Source organism: Enterobacter cloacae complex sp. HYC033_NIDB (assembly GCF_056673335.1).
Window position 1 is genome coordinate 172,592 of the sequence record NZ_CP115124.1, and the last position, 16,023, is coordinate 188,614.

At 51.7% G+C, this 16,023-nt stretch carries 12 protein-coding genes and 5 pseudogenes; 10 read left to right on the forward strand and 7 right to left on the reverse strand.

All coding sequences use genetic code 11. The annotated features are described in order from the left end of the window. Positions 1–23: 23 nt before the first annotated feature. On the reverse strand, positions 24–512 hold the full coding sequence (locus O1721_RS24465) for a P-loop NTPase fold protein (protein WP_023280967.1): 489 nt from the start codon (positions 510–512) through the stop codon (positions 24–26). 858 nt (positions 513–1,370) lie between these two features. Here O1721_RS24465 and O1721_RS24470 point away from each other — a divergent pair. After that, entirely contained in the window at positions 1,371–1,667 is a 297-nt protein-coding gene (locus tag O1721_RS24470; protein ID WP_017384073.1) for a helix-turn-helix transcriptional regulator, read from the forward strand. Positions 1,668–2,090: 423 nt separating this feature from the next. Continuing rightward, the gene (acuR, locus tag O1721_RS24475) at positions 2,091–2,747 is read left to right on the forward strand and encodes an acrylate utilization transcriptional regulator AcuR (RefSeq protein ID WP_023280966.1); all 657 of its coding nucleotides are present in this window, start codon (positions 2,091–2,093) and stop codon (positions 2,745–2,747) included. 62 nt (positions 2,748–2,809) lie between these two features. Here acuR and acuI read toward each other — a convergent pair whose 3' ends face one another. Further along, on the reverse strand, positions 2,810–3,793 hold the full coding sequence (gene acuI, locus O1721_RS24480) for an acrylyl-CoA reductase (NADPH) (RefSeq protein WP_023280857.1): 984 nt from the start codon (positions 3,791–3,793) through the stop codon (positions 2,810–2,812). A gap of 400 nt (positions 3,794–4,193) precedes the next feature. On the opposite strand from acuI, the gene O1721_RS24485 reads away from it, so the two are divergent. From O1721_RS24485 to fghA, 5 genes are all read left to right on the forward strand, one after another. After that, a protein-coding gene (locus O1721_RS24485) for an IS1 family transposase (RefSeq protein WP_223195083.1) occupies positions 4,194–4,891 on the forward strand; the annotation gives its coding sequence in 2 pieces (ribosomal slippage) (positions 4,194–4,443 and positions 4,443–4,891; 699 coding nt in all). 113 nt (positions 4,892–5,004) lie between these two features. Then, positions 5,005–5,280, forward strand: a complete 276-nt coding sequence (frmR, locus tag O1721_RS24490; RefSeq protein WP_017384071.1) for a formaldehyde-responsive transcriptional repressor FrmR — start codon at positions 5,005–5,007, stop codon at positions 5,278–5,280. Positions 5,281–5,314: 34 nt separating this feature from the next. After that, the gene (gene frmA / locus O1721_RS24495) at positions 5,315–6,424 is read left to right on the forward strand and encodes an S-(hydroxymethyl)glutathione dehydrogenase (protein WP_017384070.1); all 1,110 of its coding nucleotides are present in this window, start codon (positions 5,315–5,317) and stop codon (positions 6,422–6,424) included. A gap of 43 nt (positions 6,425–6,467) precedes the next feature. Continuing rightward, positions 6,468–6,866 carry a VOC family protein gene (locus tag O1721_RS24500; protein WP_012561111.1) on the forward strand — a complete coding sequence of 133 codons (399 nt, stop codon included), beginning with the start codon at positions 6,468–6,470 and terminating at the stop codon, positions 6,864–6,866. A gap of 64 nt (positions 6,867–6,930) precedes the next feature. After that, entirely contained in the window at positions 6,931–7,767 is an 837-nt protein-coding gene (gene fghA, locus O1721_RS24505) for an S-formylglutathione hydrolase (RefSeq protein ID WP_012561110.1), read from the forward strand. Between the two features lie 199 nt (positions 7,768–7,966). Here the strand turns inward: fghA and O1721_RS24510 are convergent. The 5 genes and pseudogenes from O1721_RS24510 to O1721_RS24530 form a co-directional block, all read right to left on the reverse strand. Further along, a pseudogene (locus O1721_RS24510) lies at positions 7,967–8,243 on the reverse strand (IS3 family transposase); the annotation flags it as partial. A 16-nt stretch (positions 8,244–8,259) separates the two neighbouring features. After that, on the reverse strand, positions 8,260–9,336 hold the full coding sequence (locus O1721_RS24515) for an IS110 family RNA-guided transposase (protein ID WP_000227969.1): 1,077 nt from the start codon (positions 9,334–9,336) through the stop codon (positions 8,260–8,262). Positions 9,337–9,560: 224 nt separating this feature from the next. Further along, a pseudogene (locus O1721_RS24520) lies at positions 9,561–9,797 on the reverse strand (DDE-type integrase/transposase/recombinase); the annotation flags it as partial. 80 nt (positions 9,798–9,877) lie between these two features. Then, positions 9,878–11,386, reverse strand: coding sequence for a group II intron reverse transcriptase/maturase (gene ltrA / locus O1721_RS24525; RefSeq protein WP_001189111.1), 1,509 nt, complete (start codon positions 11,384–11,386; stop codon positions 9,878–9,880). A 672-nt stretch (positions 11,387–12,058) separates the two neighbouring features. Then, positions 12,059–12,744, reverse strand: a pseudogene (locus O1721_RS24530) (IS3 family transposase); the annotation flags it as partial. Positions 12,745–12,795: 51 nt separating this feature from the next. On the opposite strand from O1721_RS24530, the pseudogene O1721_RS24535 reads away from it, so the two are divergent. The 3 genes and pseudogenes from O1721_RS24535 to O1721_RS24545 form a co-directional block, all read left to right on the forward strand. Next, positions 12,796–12,942 (forward strand): annotated as a pseudogene (locus tag O1721_RS24535) (metal-sensitive transcriptional regulator); the annotation flags it as partial. Positions 12,943–13,011: 69 nt separating this feature from the next. Further along, positions 13,012–13,191: pseudogene (locus O1721_RS24540) on the forward strand (hypothetical protein); the annotation flags it as partial. A gap of 169 nt (positions 13,192–13,360) precedes the next feature. Further along, the gene (locus O1721_RS24545; protein ID WP_012561117.1) at positions 13,361–16,012 is read left to right on the forward strand and encodes an excinuclease ABC subunit UvrA; all 2,652 of its coding nucleotides are present in this window, start codon (positions 13,361–13,363) and stop codon (positions 16,010–16,012) included. Positions 16,013–16,023 lie beyond the last annotated feature (11 nt).

Sequence of the window (16,023 nt, forward strand, 5' to 3'; positions counted from 1 at the left end):
TTACTCACTTAGTCGTGTGTCCACTATTCGTGGGTAAGATCATTGTTAGTAAAATATTGATTAAGGTCTGTTAGCACATAACGAAGCATCTGCACGGAAAGCAATGACAGTAAAATAAAAACGACGGTCAACCAGCTTAGCCTGCTGCTGACCCTCTTGTCGTATTCAACGATGTTACCCAGAGCCAGATTTTTATACTTATCCAACACATCCCGGGAGCCCGGACATTGTAGGCTGACCCCGTGGTGGATGACATCGATAAGCGCTTTTTTAGTTGAGCCATGATGGTAACGTTCTGCATCAAAGTTAATGAACGTAAAATCATCTTTAAGCTTTTTCTGCAGGAACTTCAATATTGTTGACTTACCTGAACCCAGCTCACCTTCCAGACCAATAATATTGACATCAGGTGTCCTGATGATCTGAGCCACATTCTCTGCAACTTTTTCATGACTGCTGCCTCTAAACATATCCTGGTCAGCGGGTGATTCCGTCTGCAATCGTAGAGTCATTCAGCAATTTCCTTCGTTATAACGTAAGATTCTTTCACTATTAGACACAGTACAGAGCCCACAGCAACCAAATGACTGCAGCCGGGGCAGTTTAGTTTTAAGCATGCATAAGCCGATTTCGATGGAATCCCTTTCACACAATAATATTGAATTGAAGCAATGAAAACATTAATGTGTTTGTTGTGACTAGCTGCAGGGGCCTGGAAGAAATTCCAAAGCCTGACAAACCGGAACAGGGCTTGCTCTGCTCCGGTTTTATCCAGTTCATCTTGAAGCCCTTGTTTTTGTTACATATCCCTGCTCACTCTTTCAGCCATTGTTAAGCTTCTTGTGTGTAATCTGCGAATAATACGGATGCAAAATTGATGCAATGGATTATACATACCTACAGCGCACGTTACGCTGAGCTGAATCGAATTTCAGAGAACGTTCTTCGCTATTACCCTGCCCAGCCAGTTGAACACATTTTATCATCCGGCCCCGAGAGTGACATGTTCTCTGCCTGGTACAGCCTTCATCAGAGTCAAACTAGACGTTATTTACAGGCAAAAGAAGACAGCTACAGAGTTTAAGTCTGACATTATTCGTGGCTGTGTCTGCCTTCGGAGTTTTCAGCTTATCCCGATAACAGCGGTTTTGAAAAATTGACGTTTTTTACACCGGTACATTGCCCGAACGCAATCTCCCCCGTAGCGAAATACCGCCCCGCAGAAAATCGTCCATGCTCGGCATGCCCCTGGAACATCAGCATCTTTTCAATAAAGGTTTTACAGCCTATAGTCTGTATAACACAAAATACACCTTACCTGCTGTATTACAGGGCGGTACTCCCTACTCAGTCTGCGAGGCAGGTCACTTATGAATAATCAGTTCCCGATAAAAACGCTGAACCAGCTCAGACCTGTGCTAATCGGGTTTCGCAAAATCAAGGGCTTCACGCAAAAAGATGTGTCTGAGAGGCTTGGCGTAACGCAGCAAACCTATGCCCGCCTGGAAGCAAACCCTGCTAGCGCCAGTATTGATCGTCTGTACAAGGTATTCAGTATTCTGGGCGTAGAAATAACGCTGTCATCTATTTCCCCTTCACCCTTCATTTCCCACACAGAGATGAGGGGGGCATTTGACAGCACTCCCGCCAGACGGGAGAAATGGTGACTATTAGAAGTTTGCTAGTTTTGTCGAATGACGCCAACTACATGTCCGCATCCATCGAGTAGTGGCTTCAAGCCACGATTGTCACTGCCTCCGCTGCCTTTTTCCAGTAACTCTCTCCTTTTAATTCTAATATTTAGGGGTGTCAACGCAAAGCAGAAACGGCACCTTCTTTGCGAGACAGAAATGACCTGTGATTGCCTGGCCGATTTATGGCAGCTAAGTGCGAGAAGCGGATATAGCGAATTCGCCATTGTACGGGATTAGCAGGTTTACTGAAGCAACCTGCGATGGCGTTATGGCAATAGTCAGTCCCCTGTCCAGTCGGCATAGGTGGCCACCTCGTCACCGCCGGGGATAAACTGATTGAAGCCTCCGCGCAAAATCACTTATTCTTTTCCGTTAATAAAATGCAGGAGCAAAGTCATGACTGGCGAAATTCGTGGGCGAGGCAGGCCACGAAAAACAGAGAGTACCTATACAGATACCCGTAATGACCTGATCCGAAGCGGGCTTGAACTGCTCACGCAGAATGGTTTTCTTTCAACGGGAGTCGATGCCATTGTCAAAAATGCCAGTGTTCCTAAAGGCTCATTTTATTACTATTTCAAGAGCAAAGAAGAGTATGCCCAGACTGTTCTGAGCGCCTATGACAGTTTCTTTGTGCATAAACTCCAAAAACATCTGTATGAATCATCCTTCACACCAATGATGCGTCTGGAAAATTTCATCGACGATGCCTGCGACGGCATTAAAAAGTACAATTTCACCCGGGGCTGTCTGGTTGGCAATATGATGCAGGAGAGTCCGGGTCTTCCACTGTCCTTTATCAAACAGCTCCACGAAATACTTGAGCGCTGGCAGGCGCTTGTGGCGTGCTGTCTGTCCGACGCGTTATCTTCGGGCGAAATCCGTTCCGATATGAATAATACGCAACTGGCGGCCATTTTCTGGAGCAGTTGGGAGGGTGCCGTAATGCGTGCCAAACTTTATTGCTCAACCCAGCCTGTGTACGACTTCTGGAGCTATTTCAAAAAGTCAGTACGCTATCAGCCCTCTAAGGACACGGCTGTTGAAAAGTAAAAAAGGGGCCGCAGCCCCTGATAATAATTATCAAACCCAGGCTGAGCCTGGCTTCCACTTCATTAGCTACACTGAATTACTGCCCGGCCACGAATTCCGCCACTCAGAAGTTTTTCGGCCACATTGATGGCATCACTCAGCGGATAAACGGTGGTCAGGCTATCCAGTCTGGACTCCGGTAAATACTGTACCGCCTGCTGCCAGATCGCCGCTCTTTTTTCCTTCGCGAACATGACACTGTCAATCCCTTTCAGCGTGACGCCACGCAGGATAAACGGAGCCACATTCCCCATTAGTTCCATCCCCTGTGCCATGCCGCAGGCTGCAACAATACTGCCATAACGCACCCCGGCGCATACATTGCAGAGCGTATGGCTACCGACTGTATCAATGGCGGCAGCCCAGCGTTCTTTCTGTAACGGTTTTCCGGGACAGGAGAGCTCGGAACGGTTAATAATCTCGTCCACACCGACCGTTTTATAGAGCCAGGCAGCCTCTTCCGGGCGTCCAGTAGACGCCGTAACGCGGTACCCCATTGATGCAAGGATCATGGCCGCAATGCTCCCGACGCCGCCGCTGGCACCGGTAACAAGTACCGGACCATCTTCAGGCTTAATACCATGATTCAGAAGTGCGTCTACGCACAGCATCGCGGTAAACCCAGCTGTTCCGATTGCCATTACGTGTTTGCCGTTAGCGCCAGCCGGGAGCGGCGTCAGCCAGTCTCCATTTACCCGTGCTTTTTCGGATAGTCCGCCCCAGTGTTTTTCCCCAACACCCCAGCCGGTCAGGAGAACCTTATCTCCGGCCTGATATTCGGGATGTGAACTGGCGGACACTGTACCGGTAAAATCAATGCCGGGCACCATGGGAAAGCGTCGGACGATTGGGCCCCGGCCCGTAATGGCCAGTGCGTCTTTGTAGTTGATGGATGAATAGTCAACATTGACCTCCACATCCCCCTGCGGTAGTTCACTTTCAGCGATTTCAGCAAGTTGCGCACTATAGCGTCCATCTGTTTTGTTGATTAATAAAGATTTAAACACGTTCACCTCGTTTGTCCGGGCGTTTACCGTTCAGTCATTAAGTCGTCAATAAATAATATTGACCGATCGTCTAATAATCAACACTACTATCCCAGTGCTTTGCCAGCATTCAAGAAACATTATTCATTTCATGCACTTAAAGCTGTCTTTTTTGACCGACATCAAACTGTATTCTGGTTTATCTGGTGCAGAGGGAAAATCAGCATCCCTGAAGATACATAGCTAATGCTTCAGAACACGGCTGATGATGCGATAAAACAACCAGGCTTTAATGAGTTAGTCTGAGCGGACCTTCGGCTCAGTAAATAGGTCCGCTCCGTGCCAAGAGCAGACGCTGGTAATTCGGGTAATGGTGCCAACTTACTGATTTAGTGTATGATGGTGTTTTTGAGGTGCTCCAGTGGCTTCTGTTTCTATCAGTTGTCCCTCCTGTTCAGCTACTGAAGGCGTGGTGCGTAACGGTAAAAGTACTGCCGGACATCAGCGCTATCTCTGCTCTCACTGCCGTAAAACATGGCAGCTACAGTTCACTTACACCGTCTCTCAGCCCGGTACACACCAGAAAATTATTGATATGGCCATGAATGGCGTCGGATGTCGCGCCAGTGCACGCATTATGGGCGTTGGCCTCAACACGATTTTACGACACTTAAAAAACTCAGGCCGCAGTCGGTAAACTCACGCATACAACCGGGCAGTGACGTCATTGTTTGCGCGGAAATGGACGAACAGTGGGGTTACGTCGGCGCTAAATCACGCCAGCGCTGGTTGTTTTACGCGTATGACAGGATACGGAGGACGGTTGTGGCGCACGTATTCGGTGAACGCACGTTGGTCACGCTGGAGCGTCTTCTGGGCCTGCTGTCGGCCTTTGAGGTCGTGGTATGGATGACGGATGGCTGGCCGCTTTATGAATCACGCCTGAAGGGAGAACTGCACGTTATCAGCAAGCGATATACGCAGCGCATTGAGCGGCATAACCTGAATCTGAGGCAGCATCTGGCAAGGCTGGGCAGGAAGTCACTGTCGTTCTCAAAATCGGTGGAGCTGCATGACAAAGTCATCGGGCATTATCTGAACATAAAACACTATCAGTAAGTTGGAGTCATTACCGGTGCTCTGATATATTTATTATACTATAGTGGGGTATGTGTTGATCTTAATGTAATACTCCCCTATAGTATAAGAAATACAGAGCAGTGAGGTAAGCAATGCCCAGTACTCCTGAAGAGAAAAAAAAGGTCCTAACCCGGGTTCGCCGTATCCGGGGTCAGATTGATGCTCTGGAAAGAGCACTTGAAAGTGGCGCTGAATGCCGTTCCGTTCTCCAGCAAATCGCCGCCGTCCGGGGCGCCGCTAACGGACTGATGGCAGAGGTGCTGGAGAGCCACATACGGGAAACCTTTGACCAGAATGACAGCTACAGTCATGAAGTCAGTAAATCAGTTGACGATACGATTGAGCTGGTTCGTGCCTATCTTAAATAGGTGAGGCCATTATTACATTGAGGATATATTACGTATGAAATCACGTGCCGCTGTTGCATTTGCACCAGGGAAGCCCCTGGAGATTGTTGAAATTGATGTTGCTCCGCCTAAAAAAGGCGAGGTGCTGATTAAAAACACCCACACAGGTGTCTGCCATACCGATGCCTTTACCCTCTCAGGGAATGACCCTGAGGGCGTTTTCCCGGTGGTTCTCGGCCACGAGGGAGCCGGTATCGTCGTTGAAGTTGGTGAAGGCGTCACCAGTGTGAAGCCGGGTGACCATGTTATTCCGCTCTACACCGCTGAATGCGGGGAGTGTGAATTCTGCCAGTCCGGTAAAACGAACCTCTGTGTATCGGTTCGCGAGACTCAGGGCAAAGGACTGATGCCTGACGGGACCACTCGCTTTTCATACAACGGTCAGCCTCTTTACCACTACATGGGATGTTCCACATTCAGTGAATACACCGTTGTGGCCGAGGTTTCTCTGGCAAAAATTAACCCGGAGGCGAACCATGAACACGTCTGCCTGTTGGGTTGTGGCGTGACTACCGGTATTGGCGCCGTCCATAACACGGCTAAAGTGCAGCCGGGCGATTCAGTTGCCATTTTTGGTCTGGGGGCAATTGGTCTGGCTGCGGTACAGGGGGCCCGTCAGGCAAAAGCGGGACGTATTATCGCTATCGATACTAATCCGACAAAATTTGACCTGGCCCGTCAGTTCGGGGCCACTGACTGCATTAACCCGAATGATTATGACAAACCGATTAAAGATGTTCTGCTGGATATCAACAAGTGGGGTATTGACCATACCTTTGAATGTATCGGTAACGTTAACGTCATGCGTGCAGCGCTGGAAAGTGCTCACCGTGGGTGGGGGCAGTCCGTTGTCATTGGTGTCGCAGGGGCCGGACAGGAGATTTCCACCCGTCCTTTCCAGCTGGTCACCGGGCGCGTATGGAAAGGTTCCGCGTTTGGCGGAGTAAAAGGCCGCACTCAGCTCCCCGGTATGGTCGAGGATGCCATGAAGGGGGATATTGACCTTGAGCCATTTGTAACCCATACGATGACACTGGATGAAATCAATGACGCCTTCGAGCTTATGCATGAAGGCAAATCTATCCGGACAGTGATTCATTACTGATCCCATCAGAATTTTAATCAACTCAAACTGAAGGAAGTGGAAAATGACAACTCCGGTAATTTCTGGTGACGGCATCTTTTCTCATGTGTTCATTGGCGCAGCCGATGTCGAGAAATCCTCCGCATTTTACGATGTCGTCCTGGGCACGCTTGGTATCAATAACCTCGGCCCGTTTGGCAACGGCTGGGTACTCTATGGCCGCGAAAAGCCGGCATTTATCATTGCCCGTCCGGGCAACGGTGAAGCACCTTCCGCTAACGGGGTGACTGTCGGCTTCGCTGCTGCCACCCCGGAAGAGGTTGATGCTTTCCATGCTGCCGGCCTTGCCGCCGGTGGAGCTGATGAAGGTCAACCTGGCCCGCGTGGTCACCTTCCCGGGGCCTATGCTGCCTACCTGCGGGATCCGGCGGGTAACAAAATCACGGCGTATACGTTTATCTGACGTCCGGATTTAAAGATACTTCCCCTGGCTTCGGTCAGGGGAAATAACCATGAGATAACGGCTGATGGAACTCATTGAGCAGCATGCCAGCTCTGGCGGCTGGCAAAACGTGTACCGGCATTATTCACAATCCCTTAATTGTGAAATGAATTTCGGTGTGTATCTTCCTCCCAAAGCAGTAACAGAAAAACTGCCGGTACTATACTGGTTGTCGGGCCTGACCTGTACTGAGCAGAATTTCATCACCAAATCAGGTATGCAGCATTATGCAGCCCGGCATAACGTCATCGTTGTTGTCCCGGATACCAGTCCCCGGGGTAATAATGTCCCGGATGCCGACAGTTACGATCTTGGCCAGGGGGCCGGTTTTTATCTGAACGCGACGGAACAGCCGTGGAATGTTCATTACAGGATGTATGACTATATTCTCAGAGAGCTTCCGGATGTCGTCATGAATCATTTTCCTGCAACGGCAAGAAAATCTATATCCGGTCATTCTATGGGAGGGCTGGGTGCTCTGGTGCTGGCTCTGCGAAATCCTGGTGAATATGTGAGCGTATCAGCATTTTCCCCGATAGTATCGCCTTCTCAGGTGCCATGGGGGCAACAGGCATTTAGCGCTTACCTGGGTGAAAACAGAAAAACGTGGGAAGCCTACGATCCAGTCAGCCTCATTTTACAGGGTGAAAAATTACCAGAAATCTTCATTGATCAGGGGCTGAGTGACGCCTTTTATGAAGAGCAACTGCGCACCAAAATCCTTGAGAGAGTATGCAATGAGATGAACCTCAATGCGTCGTTCCGATATCATACTGGATACGACCACAGCTATTATTTCATTTCCAGCTTTATTGGTGAGCACATTGCTTACCATGCCAACAGGCTCAGGCTGTCAGCATGAGTTGATTTCCAGCCTCAGAAAATGTGCTTAATTTTCAGGCCTGAACAGGGCCTGAACCCTGCAGACCTGAGATGTACTGTAACTGAATCGCCACGGATAATCTAGACACTTCCGAGCCGTTGATGGACTGACCCCGCCCCGGTAGACGATCCTGCCCTATAGTTTGGACTGACCCCACGCCTGTAGACAAATCCTGTCCTCACGACGAGGCCTGTTCGAAGGCCTCCGGACTGACGTCGCCGAGGTGGCTGTGGCGCCGGGACCGGTTATAGAAGACTTCAATGTAATCGAAGATCCGCCCGGGCCAGATCCCTGGTTTTATATATGCGTTTTCTGATCCGTTCTTTTTTCAGCGAACTGAAGAACGATTCGGCCACCGCATTATCCCAGCAGTTGCCACGCCGGCTCATGCTCGGCGCCAGGTTATTGGCCCGGTAGAAGCGCTGCCAGTCGTCACTGCCGTACTGGCTGCCCTGGACGCCCTTCTAAGAGTCAAGCTGTTATCGGGATACTGTTGATCCGCCTGTTTTGATTGCGCAGTAACGTGTAAACTTCGCGGGAGATATATCGCTTTAGACAGCGTATCGCTTCCATTTTTGTATGTCCTTCGGCTACACGCCTGGCGACATATTCCTTTGTTTTTGCGTCAGTTCGTAAGCGTCCGATGGCGATGATGTGAAGTGCACTATTTGCAGCACGATCTCCACCACGATTAAGTCGGTAACGGTTCGTTTTTCCAGAAGAAACGGGGACCGGGCTGACACCACACAGTGCCGCAAATCCTGATTCTGATCTTAACCGTTGAGGATTGTCTCCGGCAGTGATCAGCAACTGTGAAGCGCTTTCGTATCCGATAGCATTACGTTTAATCAGCTCAGGTGCCAACTCGTCGACAATTGCCGCAATCATGACATCCAGATCAGCGATTTCGTCATGTAACTCGAGATAGCGTCGGGCAAGGGACTTTAATGAAATGCGATAAACGTTGGTTACATTGCGGTATTCACTGGCATCAGGTCTCCAGGAACCCAGGGTCCTGATGAGCTGCATGCGCGTCATATTTCTGAGCTGTTCACGTAATTCATCCGGGGCAGAGATAATATTTGAATGGATAATCTGGAGAGCGACTCTGCGGGCTGATATTGCTGTTTTTCGGCAAGTTTTTAATACCCGCAGGGACTCAATCATGCCATCACGCGTTTTGGGAGTAACTGTCCTGATGCCTGAGAATGCTGCATGAGCGGCACATTCAGCATCAATTGTGTCACTTTTACCCCGTTTGCGTCGCTCCATCCGGTCTGGAGCAGTCACCTCAAGAACTTCTAACCCGGCGTTCTGAAAATAACGAAGCAAACCGGAACCATAGGTACCTGTGCACTCAACACCAATTCGCTTTAATGTCCCAAACGAGGTCATCCATGCCAGCATCTGCCGGTAACCTTGTCGTGTTGTGGAGAAATACTGAGTCCCAAGGACTTTATTGTTCTGATCTACGACAGCGGCAACGTGCAAATCTTTATGTGTATCCACGCCACCCACAACGGCAGCTTCGGTAACTTTATCAACCATGACAGAGCTCCTGTGAGGAAACAGAGTTGAATCTCCAGACAGATAACCCGGACAGGACAGTAACGAGACAAGCCGTCAGGCCCTTCTTGAGTCACGCGCATCGGTGAGGAGATGCCTCGCATGAAGGCGCTTCCGGCAACCGACGGGTCCAGGGCAGGACACAAAAGGTCGATCGCTGTGTGAGTCAGGATGCGGGAAGGTCTTCACTGCATCAGTAATCACACCAATCTGGTTAAACGGCAAACTAAGTGGTGGTAAAGACTGACATCGGCATTATTACTATCGCTATGTACGATAACCTCGCTGTCTGGTTTTCGGCGCCAGACCGCCATCATCAGCGCGTCGAGCGCCAGTTCGCGTGAGAGAGTGGGTTTCATCGACCAGCCGACCACATTACGGGCGAAGAGATCGATAACCACCGCCAGATACAGCCAGCCCTGCCAGGTGCGGAGTAGAGTAAGAGGCAGGGCGTAGTCGGACTATTTCCCTGCCTCTCCTCCCCGAACCGGACGTGCACCTTTCAGCGCATCCGGCTCTCCATTTAAATGCTGGCGAACGCCATTGCCACTTCTGTAAAGCGCGATGTATACGTGTTTCTGGTCTCCGTCCTCAGATAGGGATTACCTTCGGGTAGCCGCCAGCGGAACAGCTTCTTGCCTTGCCCCACCAACCGGTACAGTATTTCGCCGCTGAGCTTGCCGTGATTGGTTTTACCAAATAAAACCCACGTTTTGCTCTGACCCGGTTTCGGTGATTTACACCACCACCTCATCAGGGAAGCGATACCTGTACGGTATTTGCGGGCCAGCCAGTGAGCCAGCTTCCAGAACACGACACGGTCGATATAACTGAAGACTTTGGCCTTAAAATCAACGAACTGATAGAACATGGCCCAGCCTTTCAGTTTTCGGTTGAGTTGTTCAGCCATATCGACTTTGCTTTCACTGTAGTTGCCTGATAACAGTGCTGTCAGCGATGCGGCGAAGTTTCTGGCTTTCTCCTGCGGGATCGTTGAGACCACTCGCATCTCGCCATAACGACTGCGTTTGCGAATGATCCTGTGCCCCAGAAAGATAAAGCCGTCATTAACATGGGTGATTTTAGTCTTATCCATGTTCAGCCTGAGTTTCAGACTGCCTTCGAGCACACCCCGACACTCCTCCCTGATGGCTTCCGCCTGTGCTTTGGTGCCTTTGACGATGAGGACAAAATCATCGGCATAGCGGCAGTACGCCACCGCGGGTTTCCACTGCCAGTTTTCTCTGACCGCCGTACTTCGGCCCCGTTGGATACTGTTATTCCAGTACCACCGATCTTTTCTGGCTTTCCCGCTCAGGTAGCGCTCATGCAGGTATTGATCGAACTCATTCAGCATGATGTTCGATAATAGCGGCGATATAACACCGCCCTGTGGTACACCTTCACTGGCCGCCCGAAAGAGACCGACATCGATATGTCCCGCCTTGATGGTTTTCCACAGCAGAGTCATGAAACGTGCGTCACTGATCCTGCGGCGTACAGCCTTCATCAGCAGTCGATGATGTACGGTGTCGAAGTAACTGGACAGGTCGCCTTCAATCACCCAGCGTCCCCGGGTTTCACCACAGTCTGTGAGCTGTAATTTCACCGTGCGGATCGCGTGGTGGACACTGCGCTCAGGCCGGAAGCCATATGAGAGCGTATGAAAATCACTCTCCCATATCGGCTCCATCGCCATCAGCATGGCCCGCTGAACAATACGATCCCGCAACGCGGGGATACCCAGTGGTCGCAGTTTGCCGTTGCTTTTAGGGATGTAAACCCGTCTGGCGGGCAAGGGCTGGTAGTGGCCTGAGAGTAATTCATCCCTGAGGATTTGCAGCTCAACAGCCAGTCTGGCCTGTAGCATTGTTTTGTTCACGCCATCAACGCCGGGGGTATGGGCCCCCTTTGATGAAAGCGTGATCCGCGCCGCTTCAGCCAGCCATTCTGGTTGTGTTATCAGACGCAGCAGCCGTTGAATCCGTAGGGACGGATCGGTGGCTGCCCATGTGGCAAGCTTGCGTTGCATTTCGCTGATTATCAAAGGTCTTCACCTCGTTAGGTCAGTTAATTCACGTCGCAAACACATTCAAACTGCTTCCCTTCGCCATGTAATGGGCTTTCCCCATCGCGGACTACTACGGAAGCTCCGCCAGCCAGCGCGTCATCGGAGCCATGCCCCCTTAACATCCGTCGCTGACCTTCCCCGGTTTACCTGCCTGGACTCAGGCATACTGAGGAGGCTGCCCGTCGCACTCTTTATCCTTGCTTGCCGCAAGTTGGCAGAAGTCAGCATCGCAAGCGTGATAGACGCTGCTGCCCCGGTGTTTCGCATACATGTCAAAACACCTTCGACCGGCAGTGCTTACGTATCACTGCCAGTTCCTCCTGCACGGCCTGTCAGATCACGTAGGCCGTGGTGACGTTTTCAACCCACAGAGGCGGATTAACGGGTTCATGTTCTTCAGCCTTTCAGTACTTAACCTTGAGGATCATCTCGGCTTAGTGATCTCGCCTCAATCCCCGTTGTCAGCGGGTTACATCACCCTGCGGGCATGCCGCAGGTCACTGCCGCTCAGGTTCTCCACCGTCACACCCGGTGGGATTGTTGGGTTTCTCATCGTGAGTTACCGGTTCAATATTCCAGACAGACTCGCGGTTCATTTAAGCATCCATGCCCGCCCTGAACTCCGGGCACACTATAAGTAATATCGGTGACCCAGACCTGGGTGGCCCGGACAACGGTGAACTGCCGCTGCACGAGATTAGGAGCAACGACTGAAGGCCTGCCAGCGATACGACGTGGCGCTTTATAGCCGCGCACAGCTTTAATCCGGTCCAGTTGCATGATCCGACCCACCCGGTTTCTACCACAGGTTTCCCCGATTTCGTTCAGATCGCCATGAACCCGCCGGTAACCGTATACGCCTCCGCTCAGGGAATATGAGTCGCGGATAAGCATCAGCAGGCGCTGGTTATCTTTATCACGCGCCGAGACAGGGTTATGCAGCCACGCATAGAACCCGGCCCGGGCGACATTCAGTACCCGACACATCGTCATCACACCCCATACAGTTCGGTGCTCATTGATAAAGCGGTACTTCAGTCGGGCTCCTTTGCAAAGTACCGCGCGGCCTTTTTCAGGATATCCCGTTCTTCTTCGGTGCGTTTTAGCTGCGCCCGGAGTTTCAGGATCTCGCTTTTAGCTTCCAGTAAATCCCGGGCATGCTGCTCGCTGTTATCAGGTTTGATAGCCCGTAGCCACTTGTAGAGGCGGTGTGCAGAGACGCCCAGACGCTCAGATACTTAGGCGACGGAATAACCGCGTTCCGTTATCTGACGGACGGCTTCTTCCTTAAATTCAGGTGTAAATCGTGGTGTGCCCATACGCTCCTCCTATACTCAAACTATAGGGCAGGATCGTCTACCGGGGCGGGGTCAGTCCAGGGAGCCGTTAACGACCTGATGGCGGTTGTTCTGGAAAGCTATCTTCGGGAGGAATTCCCCGATACGGGCAAACGAAATGAGTCGCAGAAGAGGTCAATCGACGACACCATTTCGATAGTCCGCTCCTATCTCCGTTAACTCTGCCAGGCAGATGTCTGATGGGGTCTAAAACTGTAATGAAAGGAAATGACATATGAAATCACGTGCATTATTCATCTGTATTTTTTAATTGGTACCCGAAACCGCCTGAGTGTCGCCATCAGCTGGGTCTGGAACCACAGCGTCGCGTACCGGGGAGCCCGCATTATCACGGGAGCCAAATCTCCGGTCCCGGGTACGCCGCCAGCCAGTTCTCATACAGAAGGCGGATCCGCAGGGTACCGCTGAAACTTCAGCGGTGTCCCACATGGTACCACCGGGCCCAGCTTCAGCAATCTGTTTCCAGTCACACAAACGCTTTTTTCGACGGGCTTTCTGATCGAGCGGTCCGGCACACCAGATACCGTCACAAGAGGTGGCCTTATTAAGAGCGGACACACCTAGCACAGGAAATTCTATGGCAAAGAAACTTTTCGGTTATCATCCCATCCTGACTGACGACAACAATTCAGTTGTGATTCGCGGTGCTCGCGAGAACAACCTTAAAGAGGTGGATGTTTCCATTCCGCGCAACGCATTGGTTGTTTTTTCGGGTGTGTCAGGCTCGGGTAAGTCTTCACTGGCCTTTGGCACCATTTATGCTGAGGCGCAACGGCGCTACTTTGAATCGGTTGCCCCCTACGCTCGTCGCCTCATTGATCAGGTCGGGGTTCCGGATGTGGATGCCATTGACGGACTGCCGCCAGCCGTTGCGCTTCAGCAACAACGCGGTGCCAGTAACGCGCGCTCCTCTGTCGGCAGCGTGACCACCTTATCCAGTCTGGTGCGAATGATGTACTCACGGGCGGGCGCTTATCCTGCCGGACAACCGATGCTGTATGCCGAGGATTTTTCTCCCAACACGCCGCAGGGGGCATGCCCTTCTTGCCATGGTCTGGGCCATATCTATGAGGTAACTGAAACACTGATGGTGCCCGATCCCTCACTTAGTATCCGTGAAAAGGCTATTGCTTCCTGGCCCCCGGCCTGGCACGGACAGAATCTGCGGGATATTCTGGTGACGCTGGGGTATGACATCGACACTCCCTGGAAAAATCTGCCAGCGGAAGACCGTCAGTGGATCCTTTTTACCGAAGACACCCCCACTGTACCGGTTTTCCCGGGACTGAGTCCGGAAGATACGCGCGAAGCCGTCAGGAAAAAAATGACGCCGGGTTATATGGGGACCTTCACCGGGGCACGTCGTTATGTGCTACATACCTTCGCCAGCACGCAAAGCGCGTTGATGAGAAAACGAGTCTCCCGTTTTATGGAAGGCAAGCTGTGTCCGGTCTGTCACGGGAAAAGACTGAAGTCAGAATCATTGTCCGTCACCTTTGCCGGTGTGGACATTGGTGAATTTATGCAGATGCCCTTAGACCAGCTGGCGGAATTGCTCCTTCCAATCTCCCGGGGGGATTTCAGTGCCCACCACGCCGGCGCAGATGCCGACAGGGATATCACCCGTCGGGATCTGACAGAGCGTGCTGCATCCGGAAAAGCGGTCCATTCCGATAACGCCGATGTCTGCCGGACATCGGCGTTATCGGAAGAGAAACGACTGGCGGCACAACGGCTGACCGGTGGTGTCATGGCCCGGTTGTATCAGTTGCAGAAGCTGGGGCTGGGTTATCTTACGCTGGACAGAGCAACCCCAACTCTATCTGCAGGAGAGCTTCAGCGACTGCGTCTTGCCACGCAACTCAGTTCGATGCTGTTTGGTGTGGTCTATGTTCTTGATGAACCGTCTGCGGGTCTGCACCCCTCAGACAGTAAAGCGCTTTACGATGCGCTTGAGAACCTTCGTGATGCCGGCAACTCGGTGTTTGTCGTTGAACATGATCTTAACCTGATGCGACGGGCGCAATGGCTTGTTGATGTGGGACCGTCGGCTGGTGAACAGGGAGGACATGTTCTCTACAGTGGTATTCCTGAAGATCTGAAAGCCGTCACCCAATCTCGTACCGCGCGTTATTTATTTGATGAAGTCCGGCCACCACAATCTTTTGCCCGTATCCCATCCGGGTGGCTGAAACTGCAGGGGATCCATCGCCACAATCTTAAGTGGATCGATGTTGATATTCCTCTGGGTGTGCTGACAGCCGTGACGGGAGTCTCTGGCTCCGGTAAATCCAGTCTGATTGCCCAGGCCTTACCGGAACTGGTGCTTTCTTCACTTGGCGGTGAGCCAGAAGACGTGCTTTCCGAAGCCAGCGACGCTGAGGGGCCATCCGTAACGGAGAAAACGTACGGTACCCTGACCGGTGATACCGGACTGGTAAAGCGTCTGGTTCAGGTTGACCAGAAACCGATAGGCAGGACCCCCCGTTCAAACCTGGCGACATATACCGGGTTGTTTGATCCTGTTCGTAAGCTCTTTGCCGGAACGACTGACGCCAAACTCCATCATTACGATGCGGGTCAATTCTCTTTCAATGTGGCAAAAGGCCGCTGTGCAACCTGTGAAGGTGAAGGATTCGTCAGCGTGGAGCTGTTGTTTATGCCGAGCGTGTATGCACCGTGCCCGACCTGCCATGGCGCGCGGTATAACCGGGATACTCTCAGGATCTGCTGGCAGGACAAAAATATCGCGGAGGTCCTGCATATGACGGTGGATGAAGCCAGTCAGTTCTTTGCGACTGAAGAACCAGTGGCTCGTCCCCTCCGTCTGCTGAGTGAAATTGGTCTGGGCTACCTGCGTCTGGGACAACCAGCAACCGAGTTATCCGGAGGGGAGGCGCAAAGGATCAAGCTGGCAACCGAACTACAACGTAGCCAACGTGGCCACACGTTGTATATCCTAGATGAACCGACAACCGGCCTGCATGCTTCAGACGCCGACCGCCTCCTTGTGCAGCTGCAGCGGCTTGTTGATGCAGAAAATACGGTGATAATGATTGAACACGATATGCGGGCGGTTACTCAGGCAGACCAGGTTATCGACATCGGTCCTGGAGCGGGACATGAGGGAGGACGCCTGGTTGCCGCAGGAACTCCCGAACAGGTATCGCAGGTCAAAGAAAGCCGTACCGCACAGTATATTGCCAGGGAACTCTCACGGAACGGTTAAAAAGGGCTGTG